24 protein-coding genes are annotated in these 26,416 nt (G+C 72.8%); 13 read left to right on the top strand and 11 right to left on the bottom strand.

What is annotated here, in order from left to right; all coding sequences use genetic code 11:
* Window positions 1-62: 62 nt before the first annotated feature.
* From AB0O48_RS21300 to AB0O48_RS21315, 4 genes are all read right to left on the bottom strand, one after another.
* The gene (locus tag AB0O48_RS21300; protein WP_357245147.1) at window positions 63-872 is read right to left on the bottom strand and encodes an SAM-dependent methyltransferase; all 810 of its coding nucleotides are present in this window, start codon (window positions 870-872) and stop codon (window positions 63-65) included.
* A 188-nt stretch (window positions 873-1,060) separates the two neighbouring features.
* A complete protein-coding gene (locus AB0O48_RS21305; protein ID WP_007072219.1) occupies window positions 1,061-1,729 on the bottom strand; it encodes a response regulator transcription factor in 669 nt (222 codons plus the stop codon).
* A gap of 7 nt (window positions 1,730-1,736) precedes the next feature.
* Complete coding sequence (locus tag AB0O48_RS21310; RefSeq protein ID WP_357245149.1) at window positions 1,737-3,425, bottom strand: GAF domain-containing sensor histidine kinase; 1,689 nt, start codon at window positions 3,423-3,425, stop codon at window positions 1,737-1,739.
* 14 nt (window positions 3,426-3,439) lie between these two features.
* On the bottom strand, window positions 3,440-5,254 hold the full coding sequence (locus tag AB0O48_RS21315; RefSeq protein ID WP_365067802.1) for a long-chain fatty acid--CoA ligase: 1,815 nt from the start codon (window positions 5,252-5,254) through the stop codon (window positions 3,440-3,442).
* Between the two features lie 186 nt (window positions 5,255-5,440).
* Between AB0O48_RS21315 and AB0O48_RS21320 the strand changes: the two genes are divergently transcribed.
* From AB0O48_RS21320 to AB0O48_RS21345, 6 genes are all read left to right on the top strand, one after another.
* Complete coding sequence (locus tag AB0O48_RS21320) at window positions 5,441-5,896, top strand: SRPBCC family protein (RefSeq protein ID WP_357245153.1); 456 nt, start codon at window positions 5,441-5,443, stop codon at window positions 5,894-5,896.
* 31 nt (window positions 5,897-5,927) lie between these two features.
* On the top strand, window positions 5,928-6,632 hold the full coding sequence (locus AB0O48_RS21325) for a hypothetical protein (protein ID WP_365067806.1): 705 nt from the start codon (window positions 5,928-5,930) through the stop codon (window positions 6,630-6,632).
* Window positions 6,633-6,702: 70 nt separating this feature from the next.
* Window positions 6,703-7,650 carry an ROK family glucokinase gene (locus tag AB0O48_RS21330; RefSeq protein ID WP_357245157.1) on the top strand — a complete coding sequence of 316 codons (948 nt, stop codon included), beginning with the start codon at window positions 6,703-6,705 and terminating at the stop codon, window positions 7,648-7,650.
* Window positions 7,647-8,354, top strand: a complete 708-nt coding sequence (locus tag AB0O48_RS21335) for an endonuclease/exonuclease/phosphatase family protein (RefSeq protein ID WP_357245215.1) — start codon at window positions 7,647-7,649, stop codon at window positions 8,352-8,354. Before AB0O48_RS21330 ends, AB0O48_RS21335 begins: the two co-directional genes overlap by 4 nt.
* 116 nt (window positions 8,355-8,470) lie before the next feature.
* A complete protein-coding gene (locus AB0O48_RS21340) occupies window positions 8,471-9,877 on the top strand; it encodes an NAD(P)-binding domain-containing protein (protein WP_357571464.1) in 1,407 nt (468 codons plus the stop codon).
* Between the two features lie 18 nt (window positions 9,878-9,895).
* Entirely contained in the window at window positions 9,896-10,723 is an 828-nt protein-coding gene (locus tag AB0O48_RS21345) for an alpha/beta fold hydrolase (RefSeq protein ID WP_357245161.1), read from the top strand.
* 76 nt (window positions 10,724-10,799) lie between these two features.
* Here the strand turns inward: AB0O48_RS21345 and AB0O48_RS21350 are convergent, their stop codons facing one another.
* The 3 genes from AB0O48_RS21350 to AB0O48_RS21360 all read right to left on the bottom strand — a co-directional run bounded on the left by AB0O48_RS21350 (window position 10,800) and on the right by AB0O48_RS21360 (window position 17,110).
* On the bottom strand, window positions 10,800-12,326 hold the full coding sequence (locus AB0O48_RS21350; RefSeq protein ID WP_357245163.1) for a trehalose-6-phosphate synthase: 1,527 nt from the start codon (window positions 12,324-12,326) through the stop codon (window positions 10,800-10,802).
* Window positions 12,327-12,484: 158 nt separating this feature from the next.
* On the bottom strand, window positions 12,485-13,336 hold the full coding sequence (locus AB0O48_RS21355; protein WP_357245165.1) for a DUF308 domain-containing protein: 852 nt from the start codon (window positions 13,334-13,336) through the stop codon (window positions 12,485-12,487).
* Window positions 13,337-13,561: 225 nt separating this feature from the next.
* Window positions 13,562-17,110 carry an adenylate/guanylate cyclase domain-containing protein gene (locus AB0O48_RS21360; protein ID WP_357245216.1) on the bottom strand — a complete coding sequence of 1,183 codons (3,549 nt, stop codon included), beginning with the start codon at window positions 17,108-17,110 and terminating at the stop codon, window positions 13,562-13,564.
* A 139-nt stretch (window positions 17,111-17,249) separates the two neighbouring features.
* On the opposite strand from AB0O48_RS21360, the gene AB0O48_RS21365 reads away from it, so the two are divergent.
* Window positions 17,250-17,447, top strand: coding sequence for a hypothetical protein (locus AB0O48_RS21365; protein ID WP_357245167.1), 198 nt, complete (start codon window positions 17,250-17,252; stop codon window positions 17,445-17,447).
* A gap of 72 nt (window positions 17,448-17,519) precedes the next feature.
* Here AB0O48_RS21365 and AB0O48_RS21370 read toward each other — a convergent pair whose 3' ends face one another.
* Window positions 17,520-18,212 (bottom strand): Crp/Fnr family transcriptional regulator, encoded by a 693-nt coding sequence (locus AB0O48_RS21370; RefSeq protein ID WP_007463121.1) that lies wholly within the window; start codon window positions 18,210-18,212, stop codon window positions 17,520-17,522.
* Window positions 18,213-18,482: 270 nt separating this feature from the next.
* Here AB0O48_RS21370 and AB0O48_RS21375 point away from each other — a divergent pair, with 270 nt between their 5' ends.
* The 5 genes from AB0O48_RS21375 (at window position 18,483) to AB0O48_RS21395 (ending at window position 22,178) form a co-directional block, all read left to right on the top strand.
* Window positions 18,483-18,986: a polyadenylate-specific 3'-exoribonuclease AS gene (locus tag AB0O48_RS21375; protein WP_365067814.1), complete on the top strand. Its 504-nt coding sequence runs from the start codon at window positions 18,483-18,485 to the stop codon at window positions 18,984-18,986.
* Between the two features lie 89 nt (window positions 18,987-19,075).
* Window positions 19,076-19,579, top strand: a complete 504-nt coding sequence (locus AB0O48_RS21380) for a pyridoxamine 5'-phosphate oxidase family protein (protein WP_365067817.1) — start codon at window positions 19,076-19,078, stop codon at window positions 19,577-19,579.
* A 171-nt stretch (window positions 19,580-19,750) separates the two neighbouring features.
* The gene (locus AB0O48_RS21385) at window positions 19,751-20,779 is read left to right on the top strand and encodes a 6-phosphofructokinase (protein ID WP_357251422.1); all 1,029 of its coding nucleotides are present in this window, start codon (window positions 19,751-19,753) and stop codon (window positions 20,777-20,779) included.
* A gap of 117 nt (window positions 20,780-20,896) precedes the next feature.
* Window positions 20,897-21,715 (top strand): pyrroline-5-carboxylate reductase, encoded by an 819-nt coding sequence (gene proC / locus AB0O48_RS21390; RefSeq protein ID WP_357250930.1) that lies wholly within the window; start codon window positions 20,897-20,899, stop codon window positions 21,713-21,715.
* 112 nt (window positions 21,716-21,827) lie between these two features.
* Entirely contained in the window at window positions 21,828-22,178 is a 351-nt protein-coding gene (locus AB0O48_RS21395) for a DUF2203 domain-containing protein (RefSeq protein WP_357250933.1), read from the top strand.
* Between the two features lie 151 nt (window positions 22,179-22,329).
* On the opposite strand, the gene AB0O48_RS21400 is transcribed toward AB0O48_RS21395, so the two are convergent.
* The 3 genes from AB0O48_RS21400 to AB0O48_RS21410 form a co-directional block, all read right to left on the bottom strand.
* Complete coding sequence (locus AB0O48_RS21400; RefSeq protein ID WP_357250936.1) at window positions 22,330-23,034, bottom strand: class F sortase; 705 nt, start codon at window positions 23,032-23,034, stop codon at window positions 22,330-22,332.
* On the bottom strand, window positions 23,004-23,873 hold the full coding sequence (locus tag AB0O48_RS21405; RefSeq protein ID WP_357250939.1) for a DUF4397 domain-containing protein: 870 nt from the start codon (window positions 23,871-23,873) through the stop codon (window positions 23,004-23,006). Before AB0O48_RS21405 ends, AB0O48_RS21400 begins: the two co-directional genes overlap by 31 nt.
* A 138-nt stretch (window positions 23,874-24,011) precedes the next feature.
* Window positions 24,012-24,680 carry a methyltransferase domain-containing protein gene (locus tag AB0O48_RS21410; RefSeq protein WP_357571465.1) on the bottom strand — a complete coding sequence of 223 codons (669 nt, stop codon included), beginning with the start codon at window positions 24,678-24,680 and terminating at the stop codon, window positions 24,012-24,014.
* Between the two features lie 119 nt (window positions 24,681-24,799).
* On the opposite strand from AB0O48_RS21410, the gene AB0O48_RS21415 reads away from it, so the two are divergent.
* Window positions 24,800-26,401, top strand: a complete 1,602-nt coding sequence (locus AB0O48_RS21415) for a glycosyltransferase 87 family protein (RefSeq protein WP_365067823.1) — start codon at window positions 24,800-24,802, stop codon at window positions 26,399-26,401.
* Window positions 26,402-26,416: the final 15 nt, after the last annotated feature.

Genomic DNA, 26,416 nt, shown 5'->3' on the forward strand with positions numbered 1-26,416 from the left:
CGGAGACCGCCTTCGCCCAGGCGCGGGCGAAGGTGCCCGGACGGGTGGCCGCCTCGGGCGTCTCAGTCACCGAGTCGCCCGACGCCGCCCATGAAGACCGCGCGCTCGGCGTCCTCCGCGCTCTCCGGGGTGTCCGGTCGCCACTGGGGCACCCACACCACGCCGGGGTCGAGCAGCTCGAACCCGTCGAAGAGTGCGGTCAGCTCAGCTCGATTACGGATCCACAGCGGATTGTCGGTGCGTCGGTAGACCCGTTCCGCCTCGGCGCGCTCGTCGTCGCTGCGACCGTCGTCGCTGGCCTGCGACAGCACCAGATAGCTGCCGGGGGCCAAGGCGTCACGCAGCGTCCGCAGCAGCTCTGCCGGTCGGTCGTCGTCGGAGACGAAGTGCAGGACGGCCACGACCATCACGGCCACCGGTTGGCTCAGGTCGAGCAGCTTGCGGACCTCCGGGTGGGCCAGGATCGCCTCCGGGTGCCGCAGGTCCTCCTGCACCACCACCGTCCGGTCGTTGCCGGCGAGGATCTCGCGGCTGTGCGCCACCGCCACCGGGTCGACGTCCACATAGACCACCCGGGACCGCGGGTCGAGCCGCTGGGCGATCTCGTGCACGTTGCCGACGGTCGGGATGCCCGAGCCGATGTCCAGGAACTGCCGGATTCCGGCCTCGGCGAGGTGGTGCACGGCCCGGCGCAGGAACGCCCGGTTGGCCTGGGCCATCAGCGGCGCCTCCGGCACCGCCGCGACCATCGCCTGCGCCGCGGCGCGGTCCGCGGCGAAGTTGTGCGAGCCACCGAGGTAGTAGTCGTACATCCGCGCGACACTCGGGCGCTCGATGTCGATGGTGTCGGGTGCCCAGTCCGGCCGCTGCATGCGATTCACCCCTCGAGTCCGCGACGCGGGCGTCGTCGCCCGCGCGGGTATTGTGCACCCGCCACGCACGCCAGACCATAGCGTGCGGGAGGTTACCCGCCGACGTCGGTCGATACGCGACGGCCCGCGCTGGCCGAAGCCGGCGCGGACCGTCGGTCGTGCGGTCCCGCTGAAGGAGCGGGGGCGGGTCAGAACTTCGGCGCGTCCGGTGCTTCGAGCAGGCCGAGCCGCAGCGCGGTCATCAGCGCCTGGGCCCGGTTGGCCGCGCCGAGCTTCTCGTAGAGCTTCGAGATGTGCGTCTTGGCCGTGGACTCGCTGACGAACAGCTGCTTGGCGATGCCGGCCACGCTCATCCCGTCGGCGAGCAGCCGCAGCACCTGCCCCTCCCGGGGAGACAACTGCGGGCCGGACGGCGCGAGCCGGCGCTTCATCGCCTCGGCCAGGTCGGCGGCGGTGAACGCGCTGGGGGAGGAGGCGGCGTGCCGCGCGGCGGCCACCACCTCGTCGGCCGGGGCGGTCTTCGGCACGAAGGCACTCGCACCGGCCTCCAGAGCACCGAAGAGCTGGTCGTCGCCGGCGTACATGGTCAGCACCACGATGCCCATCGACGCGCTGGACTTGCGCAGCGCGCGGGTGGCCTCCAGGCCGCTGCCGTCGGGCAGCCGCAGATCCATGATCACCACGTCCGGCTGCAGGGCACCGGCCTGGCGTACGCCCTCCGCCGCCGTGGCGGCCTCACCGACGACCTCGAACTGCCGGTCGCGCTCGAAGGCGTGGCGCAGGCCCTTGCGAATCAGGTCATGATCGTCAACAAGGAGGACCTTGGTGCGGGTGGCCGGTGTCGGACTTGTGGTCATCCTCGGGTTACTCCCCTTCTGGTGCTGCGCTGTCGCGCACGTTATCTCGGCGGGACGAGGTGCCAACAACCACGGCCACGGTAGTGCCGCTGGGTTGCCGCGGCCTGATCTCCAACCGGCCCCGGATACGTTCCGCCCTCTCGGCCATGATCGCAAGACCGTACCGTCCGTCGGGGCGCTGGTCAGCCATCCCCTGACCGTCATCCGACACTTCTATCTGGGCGTACGGGGGGTCGACCTCGCACGTGACCCACAAATTCGAGGCGCCGGCGTGCTTGCGCGCGTTGGTCACCGCCTCCTGGGCGATGCGCAGCAACTCGGCCTCGGTGGCGGCCGGCAGCCGGGCGGTGGACTCGTCCAGCGAGAGGTGCACCCGCAGTCCGCCGGACGCGCCCACGGTGCGCGCGTACTCGGCGATGGCGGCGGCCAGCCCGCCCTGCCGGTCCACCTCACTGCGCAGCTCGAAGAGGCTCAGCCGCAGCTCCTGGATCACCCGGGTCACCTCGGTGCGCAGCGTACGCAGGGCCTCGGCGGTCTCGTCGGCGTCGTCGAAGACGGTGGCCATGGCGTTGTCGATGCCGTAGCCGACCATCACCAACTCCTGCGCCACCCCGTCGTGGATCTCCCGGGCCAGCCGCTGCCGTTCCTCGTTGGTGGCCAGCGAGCGCACCTCGTCGAAGAGCAGCGCCGCCTCCAGCCGCAGCGCGGCCGGGCGGGTCAGCGCGGTCACCCGGGACACCACCGGAGGTGGGTACGCGTGCGCGGCGTCCGCCTCCAGCACCACCAGCCCGACCGTGCGGACCCCGGCGACCAGCGGAACGATCAGCGCGGACACGTCGCCGCCACGGTGTGAGCGGGACTGCGAGCGCGCGGCCGTCGTGGCCTGCTGGCTGGCCCAGGCGTCGGCGATGGCCGAGTCGGCGTCCAGCGTCGTCTCCCAGTCCACCCGGTCGACGCCGGCCTGGGCGAGCACCACGAGCCGGCCGCCGCCACTGGCCGAGAGCACCGCGCCCCGGTCGGCCTGGGCCACCGTGCGCAACTCCTCCAGCAGGTGCTCGGAGATGCCGCCCGGGTCCAGGGTGGCGCCGGGCAACTGCCGGGCCACCGTCCGCAGCTGGGTCAGCAGCCTGGTCGCCTCGGCGTACGGCTGGGGTTTGCCCTCGTTACGGACGGCCATCACCCGGTGCAGGGTGCCGGCGGCGTAGAGCCCCAGCGCCGCCAGGATGAGCCACTGCGCGCAGACCGCGAGGTAGCCCGGCTGGCCGAGCTGGAGCTCTCCGCCGACAGTGGTGAGCGCACCGCTGACCAGCAGGGTGGCTGCGGTGACCGCGAGCAGGGCGGTGCCCTCGGAGAAGTGGCGGCGCAGCGCGGTGACGGTCACCGGGACCGCCAGGTAGGGCAGCACCGCCGAGGCGCCGAGCCCGGCGACCGTGCCGATCGACGCCACCGCGGCCACCTGGCTCGCGGCCAGGCCCAGCACCACCACCTCGGCCACCCGGCTCAGCGGCGCGATCAGCCGGTGCTGCGGGGCCAGCAGGGACGGGAGCCCGGCCACCGCCAGGAGCGCGATCCACCACAGCTGGCTGAGGTCGCGGGTGGCGAAGATGGTCAGGACGGCGATCAGCGCCAGCATCACCAGGCGGGCGGCCGCGGCGAGGGGATGCGGGTGCGGTGCGGTGGCTGTGGATGCGGGCACGTGACGGATGGTAGTCAGCCTCGGTAGATCTCGGCGATGTCCGCCGCGTACGTCGTGTGGACGACCTGGCGCTTGACCTTGAGCGACGGGGTCAGCTCGCCGGTCGCCTCGGTGAAGTCGCGGGGCAGGACCCGGAACATCTTGATCGCCTCGGCCTTGGACACGGCCTGGTTGGCGGTGTCGATGGCGGTCTGGATCTCCCGGAGCAGGGCCTCGTGCTCGCGGAGCTGCTCGACGGGGGTGTCGGCGGGCATCCCGACGCCTTCCAGCCAGGCCGGGAGCGCCTCCTCGTCGACGGTGACAAGCGCCGCGATGAACGGCTTGCGGTCACCGACGACGACGCACTGGCTGATCAACGGGTGTGCCCGGACCAGGTCCTCCAGCACCGCCGGGGCGACGTTCTTGCCGCTGGCGGTGACGATCAGCTCCTTCTTGCGCCCGGTGATGCTCAGGTAGCCGTCGGCGTCGAGGTGGCCCAGGTCGCCGGTGCGGAACCAGCCGTCGGTGCTGAGCGTCTCGACGGTCGCCGTCTCGTTGCGCCAGTAACCCTGGAAGACCAGCGCGCCGGAGATCAGGATCTCGCCGTCGTCCTCGATCCGTACGGTCACGCCGGGCAGTGGGCGGCCGACGGTGCCGATCCGGGTGCCGGTCGGCAGGTTCGCCGCGGCGGCGGGCGAGGTCTCGGTCAGGCCGTAGCCCTCCAGGACCGTCACGCCGATGCCGCGGAAGAAGTGACCGAGCCGGGCGCCGAGCGGCGCGCCGCCGGAGATGGCGTCGCGGCAGCGCCCACCGAGCGCGGCGCGCAGCTTGCCGTAGACCAGCCGGTCGAAGACCACGTGCTGGGCGCGCAACGCCAGACCCGGTCCGCCCGGGGTCTCCAGCGCCTCGCTGTACGAGATGGCGACCTGCTCGGCGCGGGCGAAGATGCCGCCCTTGCCGTCGGCCTCGGCCTTCTGCTTGGCCGCGTTGTAGACCTTCTCGAACACCCGGGGTACGGAGAGCACGAAGGTCGGCCGGAACGCCTGCAACTCGGCGACCAGGTTCTTGGTGTCGGCGCAGTGGGCCATGGTGGCCCGCGCCTGCACGACGCCGATCTGGATCAGCCGGGCGAAGGCGTGCGCCAGCGGGAGGAAGAGCAGGGTGGACGCGCCGGCGTGGAACAGGTTCGGCAGCACCGGCACGGCGTTGGCGATGTCGGCGTACATGTTGCGGTGGGTGAGCACGCAGCCCTTGGGGCGGCCGGTGGTGCCGCTGGTGTAGATGATCGTGGCCAGGTCGTCGGCGCCGACCGCCTTGCGTCGCCGTTCGACCTCGGCCAGCTCGACCGTGGCGCCGGTGCTGACCAGTTGGTCGACCCCGCCGAGGTCGATCTGCCAGACGTGGTCCAACTCGGGCAGCCGGTGTCGGACGCCGGCGATCAGGGCGGCGTGCGCGTCGGTCTCCACCACGACGGCGACCGCGTTGGAATCCTCGATGATCCACGCGGCCTGTTCGGCGCTGGACGTCTCGTAGATCGGCACGGTGACCGCTCCGACGGTCCAGATGGCGTAGTCCAGCAGCGTCCACTCGTACCGGGTGCGGCTCATCAGCCCGACGCGGACGCCTGGTTCGATGCCGGCGGCGATCAAGCCACGGGCCACCGCGGCCACCTCGTCGCGGAACTGCCGGCAGGTCACCTCGGCCCAGACGGTGACGGCGCCCTCGGCGCCGGGGGTGGGGCGGGCGAACTGGACGGCGTCGGGCGCGACCTCGGCGTTGTCCCAGACCGGATCGGTGAGGTTGGCCGCGTCGCCAACGGTGACGATCGGCGGGACGGAGAACTCGCGCACCTGCACTCCTTCGTGCTCGCACTGGCCGGGCCGGCACCGCCGACGGGCGGTGGCTGTGTCGAAACCTACCCGGTGAGCACGGGCACACCGCTAACGCCCGGCGCTGTCCTGGCCCCCTGCGGGCCGCTGGCGGCGCGGCGGGGGCGGCGCGGCGTGCGGCCGCGGCCCGCCGGGTAGCCTCCCCCCATGGCGGACTCCTCCACCCAGTCGATCATCATCGGCGCCGCACCGGATCGGGTGACGGCGGTCATCTGCGACTTCGCGGCATACCCGGAGTGGACCGACGCGGTCCGCCGCGCCGAGGTCGTCGAGGAGTACGAGGACGGCTACGCCAGCCAGGTGCGCTTCACCATCGACGCCGGGGTGATGGCCGACGAGTACGTGCTCGCCTACGAGTACGCCGAGGACCTCTCCCGGATCGAGTGGCACCTGGTCGCTCCCTCGAAGATGCAGAAGTCACAGCGCGGTTCGTACGACCTGGTGGGTAACCCGGACGGCAGCACGACGGTGACCTACACGCTGGAGGTCGACCTGTCGGTGGGGATGCTCGGGATGTTTCGGCGCAAGGCCGAAAAAGTGATCATGGATACCGCGTTGAAGCAGCTCAAGCGCCGGGTAGAAGCACCCGGTGCGGCGCACTGACGGGGTCGGTGGCACGGTGGAGGAGCCGAGGGTGGGCGGAACAGATCCGGGTTCGGCCCGGGAAGAGGCGGAGCGGTTGGTAGCCACCCTGCTCGCGGGGGCGCGACTGGCCTCCGCCGGCTCGGCGGGCGGCGCGTTCGGCTCGCTGGGCGGGATGCTGTCCGGTGTCCTCGGTCACAGTAACGACGCGGGAGGACGTCCCGGCGCCGGCGGTGCTTTCGCCACCGGATCGGCCGAATGCTGCGTCTGCCCGGTCTGTCGGGGCATCGCCGCGTTACGAGACCCGAGTCCGGAATTCGCCGAACGGCTCGCGACCGGCGCCGGAGACCTGGCAGCGGGCGTCGCCAGCCTGCTCCGCGCGTTCTCCCCGGCGCAGCCGTCCCCGACGAGCCCCTCCGGTGGGACCTCCGAACCCTCCTTCGCGCCACCACCGGCACCTGGCGCGAGCACCGACGATGTGCTCCCCGAGCCAGCCCCCGGCGACCCGTCCAGCGCGACCGGCGACGAACACGTGTGGCGCGATGCCACCCGCAGCGGGCATGATTCTCAGCCGGCGCCGGAGCGGGATGTCTGGTCGGTCGCCACCCGGACGGCGGACCCACTCGCCCCGGCCGCCGTACCACCCGTCGACGACGCCGGGCCGGCGACCGTACCGGCACCGACCACTCATCCCGCGGTGCCCGCTTCGCGGGTGCCGGACGACACCGGTGCGCAGGCACCGGGCGACGGCGCCTGAGCGCGGGACATCCCGACCCGGACCGGCATGCCGCCGGGACCGGGCCGGACAGTAGAGGGGAGCGGCAGCGGTGACGCTGACCATCGGAGTCGACGTCGGTGGCACGAAGGTGGCTGGCGGTGTCGTGGACGACACCGGCACGGTGCTCGTGCAGACCCGACGGGACACCCCCGCCGATGACGTCGGCAAGACCCGCGACGTCATCATCGAGCTGGTCGGCGAGCTGGCGGCCGGGCGGACGATCGAGGCCGTCGGTATCGGCGCGGCCGGTTGGATCGACGCCAGCCGCTCGACTGTGCTCTTCGCTCCGAACCTGGCCTGGCGGGACGAACCGCTGCGGGAGTACGTCAGCGAGGCCGTCGGCCTACCCGTGATCGTGGAGAACGACGGAAACGTCGCCGCCTGGGCCGAGTTCCGCTACGGCGCGGCCCGCGACGCCGACGATTCCATGATCATGTTCACCATCGGCACCGGTGTGGGCGGCGGCATCGTCCTCGGCGGTGACCTCATGCGCGGCGCGCACGGCATCGCCGCGGAGCTGGGCCACATGCTGGCCGTGCCGGACGGGCACCAGTGCGGCTGCGGCCGGCTCGGCTGCATCGAGCAGTACGCCAGTGGCAGCGCCCTGGTGCGATTCGCCCGGGCCGGCGCCCGGCAGGAGCCCACCCGGGCCACCGCGCTGCTCGACCTGGCCGGCGGTGAGGTCGAGGCGATCACCGGCCCGATGGTGACCGCCGCCGCGCAGGGCGGTGACCCCGTCTCCGCCGAGGCGTTCGCGCAGATCGGTCGATGGCTGGGCACCAGCCTCGCCGACATGGCGCAGATCCTCGACCCGCAGACCCTGGTGGTCGGCGGCGGTGTGATCGACGCAGGTGACCTGCTGCTCGGCCCCACCCGCCGCTCGTACCTCGACGCGCTCGCCCAGCGCGGTCGCCTGCCGGTGGCCGAGGTGCTCCCGGCGGAGCTGGGCAACAGCGCCGGGGTGATCGGCGCCGCCGACCTGGCCCGCCGGATCTGAGGCGGTCCGGGATGGGTGTGCCGCTGCGCGTGGTGTCGTACAACATCCACAGCCAGCGCGACGACACCGCCGCGCTGGCGGCGGTCGTCCGGGCGGCGCGCCCGGACGTGGTGATCGTGCAGGAGGGGCCGCGCCGGTTCCGGTGGCGGCAGAAGTCCGCCACGCTGGCCGAGTCGTTCGGCCTGGTGGTGGTCGCCGGTGGGCTGCCCGCGCTGGGCAACCTGCTGCTGACCAGCCTGCGGGTACAGGTGCGGGGCACCCGGTGCCAACGCTTCCCGCTCACCCCCGGTCGGCACCTGCGCGGCGCCGCGTACGCCGACTGCCGGGTTGCCGACGCCCAGTTCACCCTGGCCGGCTCGCACCTGTCCACCGACCCGGCCGAGCGGCCCTCCCAGGCCGCCGAGTTCAAGCGTGGCCTGGACGCGGCGACCAGCCCGGTGCTGGCCGGGGCGGACCTCAACGAGGGTCCGGACGGACCCGCCTGGGCCACCGTGTCGCGTGGGCTGACCGACGCCGCGGTGGCAGCCGACCGGGCCGAGCGGCTCACCTACTCCTGCGCCGACCCGCGCCGGCGCATCGACGCGCTCTTCGTCGACCCGCGGATCACCGTTGTCGACTACGACGTGGTGGACACCCCGCAGACGCGTCGGGCCAGTGACCACTTCCCGGTCCTGGTCGACCTGCTGCTGCCCACCACCGGCTGACCGCCCGACCCGGTCCGAGCGTCGACGCGTCCGTTCCAGGACTGGACATCCGGCTCGGTTGTGGAGAGGATTTCGCGGCGACCGGCACGCCTGCCGTACCAAAAGGAGATGTCCCGGTGTCCACCTCCACCGACCACGGCCGGCCCGACCCGGAGGCGACCTCGTCCGCGCACAGCGGCGACGGTCGCCCGGTCTCCGACCGGGGCGACACGGTCTGCGTCATCGGGGCCGGGGCCAGCGGCCTGACGGCGATCAAGAACCTGCGCGAGCACGGGTTCGGCGTGGACTGCTACGAACGGGAGACGGGCGTCGGCGGCGCCTGGAACTGGCGGCACGACCGCAGCCCGGTGTACGCCAGCACCCACCTGATCTCGTCGAAGCCGTTCACCCAGTTCCCGGACTTCCCGATGCCGGACTCCTGGCCGGACTACCCGCACCACAGTCAGCTGCTGTCGTACTTCGAGCGCTACGCCGACCACTTCGACCTGCGCTCGCACATCTGGTTCGGCACCGAGGTGGTCCGGGTCGAGCCCGCCGAGGGTGAGCGGTGGGACGTGACCACCCGCTCCACCGGCGGGTACGGCCCGGAGCGCACCTCCCGGTACGCCGCCGTGGTGATCGCCAACGGCCACAACTGGTCGCCGAAGCTGCCCCGCTACGAAGGGCTGGAGGAGTTCCGCGGCGAGATCATGCACGCCTCGTCCTACAAGGACCCGGCGCAGCTGCGCGGCAAGCGGGTGCTGGTGGTCGGCGCCGGCAACACCGGCTGCGACATCGCCGTCGAGGCCGCCCAACAGGCGTCGCGGTGCTGGCACTCCACCCGGCGCGGCTACTGGTACGCCCCGAAGTACGTGCTCGGCCGCCCCGCCGACCAGGTGAACGACAGCCTGTTGGCGCTGCGCGTGCCGCTGCGGGTGCGGCAGTGGCTCTACCACTGGACGATGCGGTTGACCGTCGGCGACCTGACCCGCTTCGGCCTGCCCAAGCCCGACCACCGGGTGTACGAGACGCACCCGATCGCGAACAGCCAGCTCGTCTACTACGTGGGCCACGGCGGGATCGGCCCGGTGCCGGACGTCGCCCGGTTCCGCCCGTACGCCGTGGAGCTGTCCGACGGCCGCGAGATCGACCCCGAGGTGGTCGTCTTCGCCACCGGTTACCTGCCGCGCTTCGAGTTCCTCGACGCGTCGGTGTTCGGTGACAGCGCCGGGGCGGGCCGACCCACGCTGTGGCTCAACGCGTTCACCCCGGGGCACCCGACGCTGGCGGTCGCCGGCCTGGTGCAGCCGGACTCCGGACTGTTCACCCTGTCGCACTGGCAGACGGTGCTCTTCGCCCGGCTGCTCCAGGCCCGCCGGGATCGGCCGGAACGGGCCACGGCGTTCGCGCAGCGGGTGCGGGACCGGGCGGGGGAGCGGTACTCCGGGCCGGTCAAGGAGAGCAGCCGGCACTGGTTCGAGGTCGGTCACGCCGACTACCTGCGCGCCATCCAACGCGCCCTGGTCGAGTTGGAGGGCAAGTGAGCCGCCCGGTAGCCGCGAATGGAAGGCAGACCAGTGACTGAACTGCGGATCATGCGGGGTCGGGAGTGGTCGCGTCCGGTCCGACCGGCCCGGCGGGAGGTGCTCAGCGCCGTCCCCGCAGCGGAGGAGGGGCGACCCCCGCTGCTCTTCGTCCCCGGGTTCGGGCACGGCGCGTGGGCGTTCGCCGAGCACTGGCTGGGTCACGCGGCGTCGCGGGGCTTCCCGGCGTACGCGGTGAGCCTGCGTGGGCACGGTGCCAGCGAGCCCGCGCCGGAGGCGACACTGCGCGCGTACGCGCACGACGTGGTCCAGGTGGCCGCGAGCCTGCCGCGGCAGGCGGTGCTGGTGGGGCACGGCGCCGGGGCCCTGGTGGTGGCGCACGCGTTGGCCCGCTATCCGGCGCGGGCCGCGGTGCTGGTGGCGCCGGTCTTCGGCGGCTGGGGAGTGCTGGGCGCGGCGTTGCGCCGTAACCCGGGGGGCACGTTGCCCGCGGTGTTCGGTGGGCCGTTGCGGCTCAACCGTGGGCAGTTGTTCAGCCGCGAGTTGCCCGACGAGGAGGCCCGGCGGTACGTCGGGCGACTCGGCCGGGCGGGCCGGCGGGCGCAGTGGGCTCTGCTGGGCGAGCCGGAGGCCGAGCCGGCGGTGGGCGCACCGCCGGTGCTGGTGCTGGGCAGCCCGGATGACCGGGTGGTGCCGGCGTCGACGTTGACCGGGGTGGCCCGTCGGTACGATTCGGCCCCGCTGCTCTTTCCCGGAATGGGCCACGACCTGATGCTGGACGCGCGGTGGGCGGAGCCGATCGACGCGATCCTGGACTGGCTGGAGAAGGAGCCCACGGCGCGCTGAGCACCCGGACGCTCGCCGCCTTGGGGCGTCGCCGGTCCGGGCGGGGTGGGTCGTGCTCGGCGACGCCCCCGACTGGTCAGCCGCTGGTCTGTCGGGTGGTCGAGGCGGCGGTGGGGGTGGCGGGTCGTGGCACCCGAGCACCGTCGGTGGAGGTGGCGGCGTCCGGGTTGGCGTCGCTGGGAGAGGTGTCGTTGCTGGTCAGGCGACTGACCAGGGCGCCGTGCTCGTCCAGCGCGTGCAGGTAGGAGCGCGCCCAGGCCCGGATGTCGTGCTCCTCCAGGTGCGCACGCATGGCCCGCATCCGTTGCGTGGTGTCGGCCGGTGCGGCCCGCAACGCCGCACAGAGGCCCTGCTTGAGCCCCTCCAGGTCGTGCGGGTTGACCAGGTACGCCTGGGAGAGTTCGGCGGCGGTGCCGGCGAACTCGCTGAGCAGCAGGGCGCCCGTGTCGTCCACCCGGGCGGCCACGTACTCCTTGGCGACGAGGTTCATCCCGTCGCGCAGCGGGGTCACCGCCATCACGTCGGCGACCCGGTAGAGCGCGGCCAACTCGGCCCGGTCGAAGGGCTGGGTGAGGTAGTGGATCGCCGGCTCGCCGACCCGGCCGAACTCGCCGTTGATCCGGCCCACCTCGCGCTCGATCCGCTCACGCAGGATCTGGTACTGGCCGACGCGCTCGCGGCTCGGCATCGCGACCTGCACCAACACCGTGTCGCGGACCTTGACGTCGCCGCTGGCGAGCAGCTCGCTGTACGCCTTGAGGCGCTGCTCGATGCCCTTGGTGTAGTCCATCCGGTCGACGCTGAGGATGACCTGCCGGGGGTCGCCGAGGTCCTGGCGTAGGCGGCGGGCTCGGGCGGCCACGTCCGGGCGGGCGGCGAGCGCGCCCATCTCGGCGGTGTCGATGGAGACCGGGAACGCGCCGATGCGGACGACCCGGTCGTCGATGCCGATCCGCCGGTCGGTGGCCGGCAGGTCCAGCACCCTCGTCACCAGTTGGGCGAAGTTGTGCGCCGCCTGCACCCGCTGGAAGCCGACCAGGTCGGCGCCGAGCATCCCGCGCAGCAACTCGGCCCGGCGCGGCAACTGCATGAAAAGCTCCGGCGGTGGGAACGGCACGTGCAGGAAGAAGCCGATGCGTAGGTCCGGACGGAGCGCGCGCAGCAGACCGGGAACCAGTTGCAGGTGGTAGTCCTGCACCCAGACCACGCCGCCCTGCTCGGTCACCTCGGCGGTCGCCTCGGCGAAGCGTTTGTTGACCCGCTGGTACGCCTCCCACCACCGCCGGTGGTGCTGCGGCTGCTCGACGGCGTCGTGGTAGAGCGGCCAGAGGGTGGCGTTGGCGAACCCCTCGTAGTGGTCGCGCAGGTCTTCGGGGCTGAGCGCGACGGTGTGCATCCGGACGCCGTCGACGTCCGGTAGGGCGGGGGGAGGCCCGGTGCCGCCGGCCCAACCGACCCAGGTCGCCGGGGTGTGTCGCAGCAGGGGGTGCAGCGCGCTGACCAGCCCACCCGGGCTGCGCCGCCACTCGCAGGCCCCGTCGGGCGCCTGACTGTCGTCGATGGGGAGGCGGTTGGCCACCACCACGAGAGAACTCTGTCGCATCTCGGGCATTCCGATCAGCAGAGGACTGACCGCCACGAGCAAGGAAAAACCGGTCAGTCAGCGGGGGAAGTGACGTACAGCGGTATTCCTACTGACAGTAAGTTACACCACTGTTACGCGCTCGGCGGGTCGGCGCCGTCCCGGGATGCGGGCCAGGATCAGACGACGGCGCCGTTGTCCGGGTCGTCGTCGTCCTCGTCGCCAGGGCGCAGCCGCCAGATCAGCGTGACGAAACCGGCAAGGATGCCGGTGAACCCGAACAGGGTGACCGCCGAGCGGTCCACCGGAATCAGCGACGGGAAGAGGAAGAGCACGAACCCGACGACCACGCCGAGCACACCGACCACCGCGTACTTGCTGACCCGGGGCAGCGGCGGCGGCGGGGGCGGGTGGTAACCCTCGTCGTCCTCGTCGTCGGGCAGGTCGGCCCCGAAGGTGTCCAGCCCGTCCAGCAGCGACGGCTCGTCCGGCCGGGTGCCGCGACCCACGGAGATCCCGGAGATGTCGGTGGCGTAGGGAAGCCGACGGGTGTCGGTGGCGGTCGGACCGGGCTCGTCGGTCCCCGAGCGGGCCAGCGGGCCGGCGGTCGGCTCGTCGCGCGCCTCCCGCTCGTCCACGTCCTCCGAGGCCGGCCACGGGCGGTCGCCGACGGCGGAGGAGGTGTGGAAGCCGGCCACGATCCGCGCCCACTCGGCATCGATGTCCGGTTCGTCGCGTGCGGGCGGCTGCTCCGGGCTGCTCTCGTCGGCGAGCTGGGTCAGATAGTCCCGGGCGGTGGTCAGGTGTGAGCGGTCGACGTAGAGCCGGTCGACCGGTCGGGCCGGGACGGTGGTGGTGCGGGTGACCGGGTTGAGGTCGGCCGAGGGCTGGAGGTAGGCGGCGATCCCGCCAGCGGCCAGCACGTCGAGCAGGTGCTCGCCGACGCGCGGATCGACGTCGCCGACGACGGCGTACTCGTTCGCGTCGAGCCCGTTGTCCCGCCGTCCCCGGCGGGCACCACCCGCTGACACCCGGACATCCCCCTTAAGCGCCTCGCGGCGCGACCCTCGACGCCCGTCCGCACGCCGTGCTCTGAATCGTGACACGTCCGGGCACCGTTCCGGGAGTGCGTTGTGTCGCGTCTTCCAAAGTCACGACTGCCGCCGCAGGTCGCGACCGGGGTTCTATGTCCGTTCTTGCGCGACCAGCGCCATCTCGGTGATCGTCGGCATTCGGGGACCCGATGGGCCTCCCGCTCAGCAGGCCACCGCGGGCCCGGTCGGGCTGATCGGCCGGCCCGCGAGCGCCAGTAGGCCGGGGGCGTCGTTGCGCAGCGCGAAGGTGCGTACCTCCGCGCGGGTCGCCCGCGCGCCGGTCCGGTCGCCGGCGCGGGTCAGCTCCGCCGCCGCGAGCGCGAGCGCCAACACCTGGTCGCTGACGTCCGGGATCCGCCCGTAGGTCTCGGCGGCGGCCAGGTGCAGCTCGGCGGAGCGCCGGTGGTCGCCGTCCGCGGCGGCCAGGGCCGCCGTGACGGTCCGCAATGCCGCCTCGGACCAGGGCGTGCGGTGCCCGACCCGGCCCAGCATCGTGCGGACCCGCACCGCCGCGCTCCGACCACTCAGGGCGGCGGCGTACGCGGCTGCGGCGATCCACTCCCCGCTGGCCAGCGCCGGCACCGCCGACCAGCTCGCGTCCAGCTCCTCGATCAGCTCCGCCGCCTCGGCGTCGCGCCCCTGCAATCCCCGGCACAACGCGGCCATGCTCAACATCGTCCAGAGCAGCCGGTGGAACCCGCTGCGCCGCGCGGTGTCCAACGCGTCGGTCAGGTCGGCCGGGTCGTCGTCGTCGCGCAGCACCAGCAGACAGCAGCGCAACCCGCGTACCTGCATGTCCCAGCTCCCGGTGGGCGTGTCCACGAACGCCTCCGCCGCTGCCAGGAGCCGGCCGAAGTCGCCGTCGAACCAGGCGCGCATCGCCTCCGCCGAGTAACTGGTGGTCAGGGTCTGACCGCTGGCGGTCCGCGCCGGCGCGGCCGAGAGCAGGGCATTGGACCGCAGCCAGTCGCCCTCCTCCCGGATCGCCCAGGCGAGGTTCTGGGTGGCCCGGGGCAGCGCCAGCAGTTGACCGGCCCGGGCGAACTCGACGATCGCGTGCAGCTCGTCCAGGCCGACCCGGTCCCCGGACTGGTAACGGGCGGTGGCCGCGGTGATCCGGGCGTTGGTGCGGGTCTCGGTCAGGCCCAACTGCTCGGCGATCTCCGCCGCCGTGTCCGCCGCTGACACGGCCGGGTCCCGCTCGTAGTTGAGCATGTGCAGCCGGCCCATCTCGGCGTACGCGTCCGCCTTCTGCGGGGTGTCCGGTAGGGGTTCGAACAGCTGCACCGCGCGGTCCAGGCAGGCCAACGCGTCGCCGCGGTCGGCCCGCAGCCAGGCGGCCTGACCGAGCAGCGTCCACGCCCGCGCGGCGCAGGCGTTGTCGCCGTGCGACAGCAGTTGGTCGGCGAGCGTGTGCACCTGCTCGGGCCCGCCGCCGGAGAGGAACGCGTTGCCGTCGCGGTAGAACGAGATCTCCGTGCTCAGCAGCTCCAACTGGAGCCGGCCCACGGGGTCGCTGTCGTCGGCCAGGCCGAGTGCCCGGCCCGCGTGGCTGGCCGCCGCGTCCAACCCGTGCAGCGCGTACGCCCGCCGGGCGGCCCGGTGCAGTGCCTGCCGCGCCGGCCCGGCGTAGCGCCGCACCTGCATGCCCAGCGAGCGGGCGATCTCGTGCGCCGCCCAACGGTGGTGGGCGAGCACCTCGGCCAGGTCGGTGTCGCGGGAGTGCGACAGCGCGTCGAGCCAGTCGGCGGCGCGCTCGTGCCGGGCCACCCGCTCGGTGCGCGGCAACCGCTGGTAGCAGACGTCGCGGACCAGCACGTGGCGGAACCGGAACTCCGCCTGCCCGGCCATCGTCGACGCGGCCTGCTCGTGCACGAAGTCGCGTTGTTCGAGTCGGCGCAGCGACCGCTCGACCGACTCGACCTGTTGCCCGAGCGCGGTGGCGACCGCGCCGGGCCAGAACTGCACCCCGACCACCGACGCGGCCAGCAGCACCGCGCGGTCCTTGGCGTCCAGCAGGTCCACCCGGTTGGCGATCACCGCGTGCACGCTCTCCGGCATGGCCAGCTCAAGCTGCTTGTCCAGCGACCACCCCCGCCCCGACTGGCGCAGCGCCCCCTGCTCGATCAGCATCCGGACGTACTCGTGCGCGTAGAGCGGGTTGCCGCCGGCCACCTCGATCAGCGGGGACAGCATGTCGGCGGAGAACGCCGCCTGGCCGAACAGGTGCGCGTACAGGGCGGCGATGCCGGTGTCGCGCAGTGGCGGCAGGGTGATCGTCACCGAGCCGGTGATCGTCCCGGCCCAGCTCGGGTCCCGATCGACAAGCTCCGGGCGGGCGGTGCAGAGCAGCAGCAGCGGCACGTCGCGGGCCGCCGCCCCGAGCAGCTCCACGAAACGCAGCATCGCGTCGTCGGCCCAGTGCAGGTCCTCGAAGACCAGCACGGTGGGCCGCTGGGCTGCCAGCGCCAGCAGGAAGCGACGCCACGCCGACTCCGCCTCCTCGGCCGGCAACGGCGTGCCGGGCAGACCGACCAGCGGGCGCAGCGCGTCCACCACCCGGTCCCGTTCGCCCGGGCCGATCAACTCGCCCACGGCGGCGGCGAGCCGTTGTGCGGCGCTCGTCGCCGGGTCGGTGTCGAGGATGCCGGCCTCGGACTTCACGATGTCGGCGAGCGCGGCGAAGGTGACGTTCTCCCCGAACGGCGGGCAGCGCCCGGTACGCCAGGTCAGCGGCTCGTCGACCAGCCGGCCGGTGTGCCGGTAGAGCTCCCGCAACAGCCGGCTCTTGCCGATGCCGGCCCGGCCGAAGATGGTGACCACCTGCGGTCGCCGGTCACGCAGCGACCGGTGCAGGGCGTTGACGAGCATCCCCAGCTCGTGTTCCCGATCGACCAGCGGTGTGGTGTCCGGCTCCCGGTCGGTGGGTTGGCGACGCAGCGGGGACAGGGCGAGCCACACCTCGGTCGGCGACGACCGGCCGCGCAGGGTGACCGGGGGCTGCTCCTCGTAGCGGATCGCGTCCTTGGTGAGCGCGTGGGTGCTGCCGCAGACCAACACCCCGCCGGGTGGCGCGACCGACTGCATCCGGGAGGCCGTGTTCACCACGTCGCCGGCCACGATGGCCTGTCCGCCGTCGCGCGCGGCGGCCACGTCGACGAGCGCCTCGCCGGTGGCCACCCCGACCCGGAACCGCAACTCGGCGCTGCCGGTCGGCGCGAACCGGGTGAGCACCCGTTGCAGTTCCAGACCGGCCCGTACGCAGCGCAGCGCGTCGGTCTCGGTGGCGATCGGGGCACCGAAGAGCGCCATCACCGCGTCCCCGATGTATTTCTCCACCACCCCGCCGTACTGGCCGACCACGCGGCGGGCGGCGGAGAAGAACCCGGTCTGCATGCCACGGACCTGCTCCGGGTCGGTGCGCTCGACGTACGGCGTGAAGTCGATCAGGTCCACGAAGAGCACGCTCACCCGGCGGCGGTCCTCCTGCGGGGTGACCGCGGCCGGTCGGTCCGCGCCCGGTCGGGGCGACCCGCAGGACGTGCAGAACGTGACGTCCGCGGCGAGTGGGCGCAGGCAGTGCGGACACACGGCGCCCAACTCGGCGCCGCAGCCACCGCAGAAGCGGTCCCCGTCGGCGGCCGTGCGTCCACAGCGTCCACACTGCGCGGCGATGACATCCCCCCAGGAGACGAGCGGGTCGACGCCGATGGCGTCCCCTGACCGGAATTATCGCCCCCTGCGGCCGATGTCAGGTACCGGCCTGTTGGCTTGTGGACAGTCACCGACGGTGCCGACCGACTAGATTCAGGCGGCCAGATATCGAGCAGGGACCAAGGGGGACAGGTCAATGGTGTACGTCAAGTTGGAGAGCGACTGGACCGACGGCAACGGGGTCAGCCACTCCGCGGGCGACTCGGTGGACGTCGACGCCGCCACGCTCGCCACGCTGCAGGCCGAGGGCATCGTCAGCGAGCCGGTGCACGGCCCGGGTGGCGACGGCAAGGGCCCGGACAAGTGGGCCGGGCCGGGCAGCTCCGGGGTGTGACCCCACACCGATGACGCCGAAACGGCCGGGTCGCCCACTGGCGACCCGGCCGTTTCGTGTTGTTCGTGGGTGTCAGCGGTCGTTCATGCCGGCGCGGCGGCGCAGCGCGGCCACGTCGGTCACCACGATCCGACGCCCCTCCGTACGCAGCCAGCCGCGGCTGGCGAACGAACCGATCGCCTGGTTGACGCTCTGCCGGGAGCCACCTGCCATCTCGGCCAGTTGACTCTGGTTGAGCTCGATCGTGATCATCGGTGCCTGGCTCTCGCCGGCCAGCCGCACAAGCGTCTTGGCGACCCGACCTGGCAGGTCGAGGAAGACGTGGTCGGCGTTCTGCTCGGTCAGCCGGCGGATCAGCCCGCCCAGCGAGCGCATCACCGCGTCCAGGATGCGCGGGTTGGAGTGCACCAGCTCCATGAACGCGCCCCGCGAGAGGGCGAGCGCCGCGCAGTCTTCGATGGCCTCGGCCGAGGCGGACCGGGTGGACGCGTCGAGCAGGGAGACCTCGCCGAGCACGTCCGGTGGACGGATCACCGACAGCACGGCCCGCTCACCCGTGGGTGCGGTGCGGAAGACGGCCACCGCGCCGCGGCGCAACACGATGAGCGACTCGCCCGGGTCGTTCTCCACGAAGAGCAACTGGCCCTTGCGGTAGGTACGCGGAACGGCGGCGGCGATGACGCGCTGCCGCACCTCGGGCTCCAGACCAGCGAACATCTCGACACCCGTGAGCGCGTCACCCGGCTCCGGCAGGCGCATCTCCACGGCCCAACCCCTCCCCGGTCATGGACCACACACTCGCTCACCGGGTGAACCTGATGGCCCTGACAAGGTGAACTGACACCGATTCGGCATCCGGTAGCGGTACACATCAGATCATGACGGTCCGGTCGCTTGCTGTACACCCCTCGAAGCACTTCCGTGACCGTCGCGAGCTGCGGCGTACCGTCATGGAAGTGCCGCTCAGGCCCGTCACCAGCGGTGCGGCGGCCCCCGCCGGGCGGGGCCGGGCGGCCGTGGGCGAGGATGGCCGGAATGGTCTACCGCTATTTCTACGACTGCGAGTTCATCGAGGACGGCACCACCGTCGACCTCGTCTCGATCGGTGTCGTCGACGAGTACGGCCGCGAGTTCTACGCGGTCTCCACGGAGTTCGACGACTCCCGTGCCGTGCCCTGGGTCCGGCGCAACGTACTGGACAAACTGCCGTCCCCGGCGGACCGGGCCTGGCGGTCGCGCGAGCGCATCCGCGACGACCTGTTCGACTTCCTGGTCGAGCCCATCCGGGACCGGCCGGGGGAGCAGTTGGAGCTGTGGGCCTGGTTCGCCGCGTACGACCATGTGGTGCTCGCCCAGCTCTGGGGTGCGATGCCGGCGCTGCCCCGGGAGATCCCCCGGTACACCAAGGAGCTGCGGCAGCTCTGGGACGACCGTGGTCGGCCCACGCTGCCGGACGCGGACGCGGCCCGGCACGACGCTCTGGTCGACGCTCGGCACAACCTGGCCCGCTGGCGGGCGATGACCGCTGGCGGGCGATGACGATCCGCCGAGCGGCGGTCGTACCGTCGTAGGTTTGACCGGTTCTGTCCCGGGCATCGGTTCGACCAGCCGATCCGAGGGAGAGTGCCATGAGCAACCAGCCGACCAGCGCCGCCGAGGCTCGGGTCCGGGTCACCGAGCTGGCCCGGGCAGCGCGGATCTGCATGCTCACCACGACCGCTCTGGACGGGCGGCAGGTGAGCCGGCCGATGGGGCTCCAGGAGGCCGAGTTCGACGGCGAGCTGTGGTTCTTCGCCTCCGCCGAGTCCGCCAAGGTCCGCCAGCTCCGGGTCAACCCGGAGGTCAACGTCGCCTTCTCCGACCAGAAGCACAACGCCTGGGTGTCGATCTCCGGCACCGCCACCGAGGGGTTCGACCGGGAGCGCGCCGAGCGGCTGTGGAACCCGCTGCTCAAGGCGTGGTTTCCCGATGGGCTGGACACCCCGGGACTCACCTTGATCAAGGTGCACGCCAGCTCCGCCGAGTACTGGGACTCGGCGAACAGCGCCGTGGTCAACCTGCTCGGCTTCGCGAAGGCCGCCGTCACCGGGCGGCCTCCGAAGGCCGGGGAGAACCACGAGGTGACGTTCTGAGCAGCGCTCGCCGGCCCGCCGCCCCGGGGCGCGCTGTCGTCGTACCGGCGGGCCGACTACAGTGCGCAGTGACGGCCCGCCCCGGGCCGGCAACGGCGCCGATGGTCTGATCTGACACATATCCTGGGGCAATTCGGGCTTTACCTGATGCTCCAGGAGGATGAGCGGATCATGCGTATCGGCGTGCTCACCGGCGGCGGCGACTGCCCCGGTCTCAACGCGGTCATCCGGGCGGTGGTCCGCAAGGGCGTCGCCACCTACGGTCACGAGTTCGTGGGCTTCCGGGACGGCTGGAAGGGCCCGCTGGAGGGTCTGTCCCGGCCCCTCGGCATCGCGGACGTCCGCGGCATCCTGCCCCGCGGCGGCACCATCCTCGGCTCGTCCCGGACCAACCCGTTCAAGATCGAGAACGGCGTCGAGCGGATCAAGGACAACCTCGCCGCCCAGGGTGTCGACGCGCTGATCGCGATCGGCGGCGAGGACACCCTCGGCGTGGCCACCAAGCTCTACGAGCTGGGCGTGCACGTGGTCGGCGTGCCGAAGACGATCGACAACGACCTCGGCGCCACCGACTACACCTTCGGCTTCGACACCGCGGTCAACATCGCGATGGAGGCCATCGACCGGCTGCACACCACCGCGGAGAGCCACCACCGCACCCTGGTCGTCGAGGTCATGGGCCGGCACGCCGGCTGGATCGCCCTGCACGCCGGCCTGGCCGGCGGCGCGAACGTGATCCTGCTGCCCGAGCGGCAGTTCGACGTCGACCAGGTGGCCGGCTACGTCGAGAAGCGCTTCCAGCACCAGTACGCCCCCATCGTCGTGGTCGCCGAGGGCGCCCAGCCGCTGGACGGCCAGATGGTCCTCGCCAACCAGGAGCTGGACTCGTTCGGCCACGTCCGCCTCGGCGGCATCGGCCAGTGGCTCGCCGAGCAGCTGGAGGCCAAGACCGGCAAGGAGGCCCGCACCGTGGTGCTGGGTCACATCCAGCGCGGTGGCACCCCGACCGCCTTCGACCGGGTGCTCGCCACCCGCCTGGGTCTGCAGGCCATCGACGCGGTCAACGACGGCGACTGGGGCAAGATGGTCGCGATGCAGAGCACCGACATCGTCCGGGTGCCCCTCGCCGAGGCCACCCGCGAGCTGAAGACCGTGCCGCTGGAGCGGTACGTCGAGGCCGAGGTCTTCTTCGGCAGCTGATCGACGGTTGACGGCACGGCGGGCCCGCGGGTCCGCCGTGCCGCGACCAGACGTTCGACGGCGTACCGGGCTCGCGGCCCGCTGCGCCGCAGCGCGACGCGAGGGGGAACGGCCGACATGTCCGCCGGGGTGCACACGGTCGCGGTCATTGGCGCGGGCAAGATCGGTGAGCTGATGCTCTCCGGGCTGCTGCGCTCGGGATGGCCGGTGGACCGGCTGCTGGCCACCGCCCGCCGGCCGGCCCGCGCCGAGGAGTTGACCGCCCGCTACGGCGTACGGGTCGTCGACAACCTGACCGCGGTGGACGAGGCGGCGGTGCTCGCGGTCTCCGTGAAACCGCAGGACGCCGCCGCGCTGCTCGACGAGATCGGCCCCAAGGTGCCGGCCGACAAGCTCGTCATCTCGCTCTGCGCCGGCCTGCCCACCAGCTTCTTCAACCGCCGGCTGCCCGACGGCACCCCGGTGGTCCGGGTGATGACCAACACCCCCGCGCTCGTCGACGAGGCGATGACGGCGATCTCGGCGGGCGCGCACGCCACCGGGGCGCACCTGGCGTTGGCCGAGGAGATGTTCAAGCCCCTCGGCCAGACGATCCGGGTGCCCGAGTCACAGCAGGACGCCGTCACGGCGCTGTCCGGCTCCGGGCCGGCCTACTTCTACCTGCTCGTCGAGGCCATGATCGACGCGGGAATCCTGCTCGGGCTGCCCCGGCAGGTGGCGCACGAACTCATCGTGCAGACCGCCATCGGCTCCGCGGTGATGTTGCGGGACTCCGGGGAACACCCGGTCAAGCTGCGCGAGGCGGTCACCTCGCCGGCCGGCACCACCATCTCCGCGATCCGCGAGTTGGAGAAGCACGGCGTACGGGCGGCGCTGCTCGCCGCGCTGGAGGCCGCCCGGGACCGTGCCCGGGAGCTGGCCGCCCAGGCCGACTGACCGTCGCGCGCCGCTGTCCGGTTGGTCCGTCTCCGCCCGTGGAGCGCTCACCGTTCTGCGCCGGTGGCCCTCGGGGTGCGTCATGGGGCCGTGTGTGCCGCATACTGGCCCGGTGTTCACACTTGCCCAGGCCCGGCACCTGGTGGCCACCCTGCAGCCGCGCGTCGACGAGTTGATCCGGGTCCGGGCCGACCTGGCTGAGCTGCAAGTCGACCTGGCCGACCACGGCGTGAGCGCGCTCGGCGGGCTGGCCGAGGTCAAGGGGCTGGAAGCTCGACTGCACGCAGTCGTCGACGAGCTGCACCAGCACGACATCCAGGTCAAGGGCATCGCCCCGGTCCTGCTTGACTTTCCCGGCGAACGCGCCGGCCGCGCCGTGCTCTGGTGCTGGCTGGAGGGCGACTCCGACGTGCGCTGGTACCACCGCGCCGAGTGCGGCTTCGCCGGCCGCCGCCCGCTCTGACCCGGCCGTCACGCTGGGTCGAGCGCTTGATCCACTCGGGGTTCTGAAAGTCGCGGCATCAGGGCGCGCCGGACACCGCGACTTCCGGGAAACCGAGTTGATCAAGCCGCACGGCGGGCGTCGGGGCGTGCGCGGGCGTCAGGCCGTGTGGTCAGCCTGCGGCGGAGTCCGGCAGTACCGGGCTGGCGGCCTCGGTCACCGCGAACACCACGACGTTGTCGCGGTAGTGCCCGCTCCGCCGGTCGAAGTCACCCCCGCAGGTGACCAGCCGCAGCTCCGCGCCGGGCGTCGGCCCGTAGACCGCCTCCGTCGGGAAGTGGTCCTTGCGGGTCCGCAGCGAGCCGGTCACCCGGAACGGCAGCCGCTGCCCGCCGCGCCACACCTCGACGCGGTCACCGGGGCGCAGCTCACCGAGCCGGGCGAACACCGCCGGTCCGCTCCGCGAGTCCAGGTGCCCGGCGAGCACTGCCGGCCCGGTGTCGCCCGGGGCCGGGCCGCCGCCGTACCAGCCGGCGGTGCCGAAGTCACTCGGCGGGATCAGCGCACCGGCCTGGTCCAGGCCGAGCACGGTGAGGGTGGAGTCGACACCGATGCGCGGTACGCGTACCCGCGTGGGTGGACCGTGTGGCGCGGGCGCGGCGGCCGTCGGTGGGCACTCGTCGGTGCAGCCGGGGTGCCAGGTCGCCGCCGGGGGCGGCGGGTCGGCGTCGGCCAGCCCGATGCCGGCGCCGGCGGTCAGGCAGACCGCCGCGCCGGCCGCGACCAGCGCGGCCGGCAGTATCCGGCGGTCACGATGCCGCCGGATCGACGGATCGGCCCGGGTGGTCACCAGGTGGTGCGCCGCCGCCGGCGCCACAGCAGCAGGGTCACCGCGACGGCCGCCGCGGCCAACCCGCCGGCCACCAGGGGGTACGCGCCGAGCCCGTTGCTGGCGGTGCCGCCGGCGCCGGTGTCCACCCCGCCGGCGGGAACGACGGTGCCGCCCTCGGCGTCGCGGCGCAGCTCGGCGGTGAGCCCGCCCTGCTTCGCGTCGAGCACCAGCAGCGAGTAGACCGCGCCGCCGGTGAGCCGCACCTCGGCGTTGGTGCTCGGCCCGTCGGCACCCGCCAGCCGCAGCCGCCAACTGCCCGGCTCGACCTGCTCATACTCGGTCGTGGAGGCGAACTGCACGTCGTTGGCGATCACCGGGCCGTCCGCGGCGGCGACGTCCAGCACCGGGGTACGCACGGAAGCCTGCACGACACGCACCTTGGCGCGGCCCTGCGTGGGCGCGCTGAGGTCGTCGTTGAGCACCCGCAGGCCCAGGTCCGCGTGTCGGCCGACACCGGCCACGGTGTACGCGTCACCGCTGGTGACCGCGACTTCGGTGGTGAGCACCGCGGGTTCGGTGGCGGGAGCGCCGGCCTCCCGCATCGCCACCGCGTACCGGCCGGGCGCCAGCTCGAAGTAGTCGGAGACCACGCCGTAGCCGACCCCGGGGAAGACCCGCGGTTTCGCGGCGCCCGGCGCGGCCAGGTAGACGTCGACGGCCGGGGTGTCCGGGGAGAGGTGGGCGAGCCGGACGTAGCCGACGGTGTCCGCACCGGTCGCGGCGCTGGCCGGCATCGGCGTGCCGGCTGCGGCGAGGGCGGTGCTGAGCAGAAGAGCGCCGGAGCCGGCCAGCAGCCGGCGGGGGGCGGTACGGAGCGTGAGCATCTCGCCTCCGGGAGCACGTTTGGTGAGCGGGCGGCAACCCAGAGAACAGGGTCCCGTGTGCGGGACTGCAACGCAAGTTGCCGCATCGATGTTTTCTGTCGCCGTCCCGACCCTCGCGTGGGCTCGGGCGGCCTGTCGCTACCGCTCCCGGACGGCGAGGAGGCCGAACAGGTCGGGAACCCCCGGGCCCGCCTCGGCGACCCGGAGCAGCCGGAGACCGGCCGCCACTGTCGCGTTGACCAGGTCGGCGAGAGGGATGTGCCAGGCGCCGACGCGTACCCGAACGCCATTGGTGTTCCAACTGTCGAAGGTGCGCGACCGGTCCGCGTACCGCGCGTCGACGACGACCCTGGGGTGCTGGCCCCGGTCGGCGAACGCGCCCACGAAGCACGGGTGCACGCCTACGTGTGCGAAGCGTCCGCCGGGGCGCAGAACCCGGGCGACCTCTCGCAACACGGCCGGGTAGTCGGGCAGGTCGGTGCTGGACAGCACACACATCGCGGCCGGCAGCGACGCGTCGGCGTACGGCAGGGCTGTCGCATCGCCCCGGGTTACCGGCAACCGCCCGCGCGCGTGCCGCAACTGCCCGCCGGACAGGTCCACGCCCACCGGCGTCCACCCCAGACCCGCCGGCACCGACGCGTGCGCGCCGGTGCCACAGCAGATGTCCAGGCAGAGGCCATCGCCCGCGCCGAGGAGGTCCGCCACGATGGCGTGTACGCGCCGGAGATAGTCGCCGCCGCCGGAGATGAAGTCCTCGTACCAGTCCGCGTGGGCGTCGTACGCCGGTGTGCTCGTCGTTCCCATCGGTCGATGCTAGGAAGCGGAGCCGTTCGTGCCGTGCCCGTTCTGCCGAGGGCAGAGACTGCCGGCGTCTGCCACCGCGGGGGCCGATGCGGGCGGCCGCGCTCGCCTATTCTCGGGCGATGCGGGATCGCCGGGTGGCGCTGGTGTGGACGGCCTTCGCCGTCGTCGCGTCGGTGTCCTGCGTGCTCGTCCTGCGGCGCGAAGACCGCCTCTCCGACCTGCACATCTACTACGGCGCACTGTCCGATCTGCTCGCTGGTCGTCCGCTGTACGGGTTCCGGGCGGCCAATGGCGGGCCGTTCACGTATCCGCCGTTCGCCGCGCTCGTGCTGGGTCCGATCACCGCCGTGAGTGAGGGCGTACTCCAGGGGATCTGGCTGGTCGCGACGTGCGCGGCGGTCGTCGCCATCGCCGGGGCGGTGGGTGTCGCGCTGACCGCCCGGCGGTCCCGGCGGCCGCTGGTCGTGGCGGTGGCCGCCACGGTGCTGATGCTCTCCGCGCCGGTGCAGAGCAATCTGCGCTTCGGTCAGGTAAGCGTCTTCATCGTGTTGATGGCCCTGCTCGACGGGATGGGCGTCGGCCCGCCCCGGCTGCGCGGGATGCTGGTGGGGGTCGCCGCGGCGATCAAGCTGACCCCGCTGCTGTTCGTGGTCTACTTCCTCGCCACCGGCCGCTATCGCGACGCCGGCCGCGCGGTGGCGAGTTTCCTGGCCGGTGCGGGTCTCGCCGCGGTGGTGCTGCCCGCCGAGAGTTGGACGTACTGGACCGAGGCCGTCCGGCAGACCTCGCGGATCGGCAACCTCGCCTCGCTGGGCAATCAGTCCCTGCACGGGATGTTGCTGCGCGTCGGTGTGGACGAGACGACGTTGCCCCTGCTCTGGGGCGCTCTGGTGGCGCTCGTGTGCGCGGCGGCGTTGCTGCGGGCGCGACAGTTGGCGGTGCGGGGCCGTCCGGGGCACGCGGCCGTGCTCGTCGGCTGCGCCACCGTCGCCGCGTCCCCGGTGTCCTGGACCCACCACCAGGTGTGGCCGGTGCTCGCCGCGATGCTGCTGATCGGCGCGTCCGGTGTCACCCAGCGGGCCGCCGGCGTGGGGTTGCTCGCCGCCATGGTCGTCTCGTTGGGTGCGGTCCTCAGCCCGGTGTCGACACGGCCGGGGGTGCAGTTCCTCTTCGAGAACGCCCGCGCGATCGGCGTGAGCCTGCTGTGTCTGGTCGGCTTCGGCGGTGTCGCGGTCGCCGCCAGCCGGACGGCTCGGCGGCCGGCCGGCGGGCGGGGCTGGGTGCGGGTGGGCGTCACGGCGACGGTGGCGCTCGCGTTCTTCGCCGTGCAGCCGCTGCCCGCCGGGGCGGACCCCACCTTCAAGGCGTACGCCCTCGACGACGTGGTCAACCCGCGCTACTTCTTCGTCTGCCGTGGCCCGGCCGAGTGCGCCGCCTACGGCACCGACGCGCCGGTCACCTTCGGCACCCGCGCCGAGAAGACCAAGGTACGGGTCAACGGCGTGGTCTCTGCGCAGGTGACCCGCCTGGAATACTATTCCGCGCCCGGTGGGGCGCCCCGGGCCATCCCGCTGCTGGACGCGTACCCGGGCAGTCGCACGTTCTCGTTCCGCTCGGCGAACATGGCCCAGGGGAGGCTCGTCGCGTACGCCTCGGGCGGTCAGCCGATCGCCAGCTACGACGAGGAACTCGCCGCCGCCCTCCGGACGGCCACCCGGTAGGCGGTCGCGGGAGGG

It is taken from the genome of Micromonospora sp. NPDC085948 (genome assembly GCF_040686315.1).
GTDB lineage: Bacteria > Actinomycetota > Actinomycetes > Mycobacteriales > Micromonosporaceae > Micromonospora.

What these genes read in the sequence shown, in the direction of transcription:
- AB0O48_RS21300 (WP_357245147.1), bottom strand. Translation starts at nt 872, where the DNA reads ATGCAGCGGCCGGACTGGGCACCCGACACCATCGACATCGAGCGCCCG.
- AB0O48_RS21305 (WP_007072219.1), bottom strand. Translation starts at nt 1,729, where the DNA reads ATGACCACAAGTCCGACACCGGCCACCCGCACCAAGGTCCTCCTTGTT.
- AB0O48_RS21320 (WP_357245153.1), top strand. Translation starts at nt 5,441, where the DNA reads ATGGCGGACTCCTCCACCCAGTCGATCATCATCGGCGCCGCACCGGAT.
- AB0O48_RS21345 (WP_357245161.1), top strand. Translation starts at nt 9,896, where the DNA reads ATGGAAGGCAGACCAGTGACTGAACTGCGGATCATGCGGGGTCGGGAG.
- AB0O48_RS21350 (WP_357245163.1), bottom strand. Translation starts at nt 12,326, where the DNA reads ATGCGACAGAGTTCTCTCGTGGTGGTGGCCAACCGCCTCCCCATCGAC.
- AB0O48_RS21365 (WP_357245167.1), top strand. Translation starts at nt 17,250, where the DNA reads ATGGTGTACGTCAAGTTGGAGAGCGACTGGACCGACGGCAACGGGGTC.
- AB0O48_RS21375 (WP_365067814.1), top strand. Translation starts at nt 18,483, where the DNA reads ATGGTCTACCGCTATTTCTACGACTGCGAGTTCATCGAGGACGGCACC.
- AB0O48_RS21380 (WP_365067817.1), top strand. Translation starts at nt 19,076, where the DNA reads ATGAGCAACCAGCCGACCAGCGCCGCCGAGGCTCGGGTCCGGGTCACC.
- AB0O48_RS21385 (WP_357251422.1), top strand. Translation starts at nt 19,751, where the DNA reads ATGCGTATCGGCGTGCTCACCGGCGGCGGCGACTGCCCCGGTCTCAAC.
- proC (WP_357250930.1), top strand. Translation starts at nt 20,897, where the DNA reads ATGTCCGCCGGGGTGCACACGGTCGCGGTCATTGGCGCGGGCAAGATC.
- AB0O48_RS21405 (WP_357250939.1), bottom strand. Translation starts at nt 23,873, where the DNA reads ATGCTCACGCTCCGTACCGCCCCCCGCCGGCTGCTGGCCGGCTCCGGC.
- AB0O48_RS21410 (WP_357571465.1), bottom strand. Translation starts at nt 24,680, where the DNA reads ATGGGAACGACGAGCACACCGGCGTACGACGCCCACGCGGACTGGTAC.
- AB0O48_RS21415 (WP_365067823.1), top strand. Translation starts at nt 24,800, where the DNA reads ATGCGGGATCGCCGGGTGGCGCTGGTGTGGACGGCCTTCGCCGTCGTC.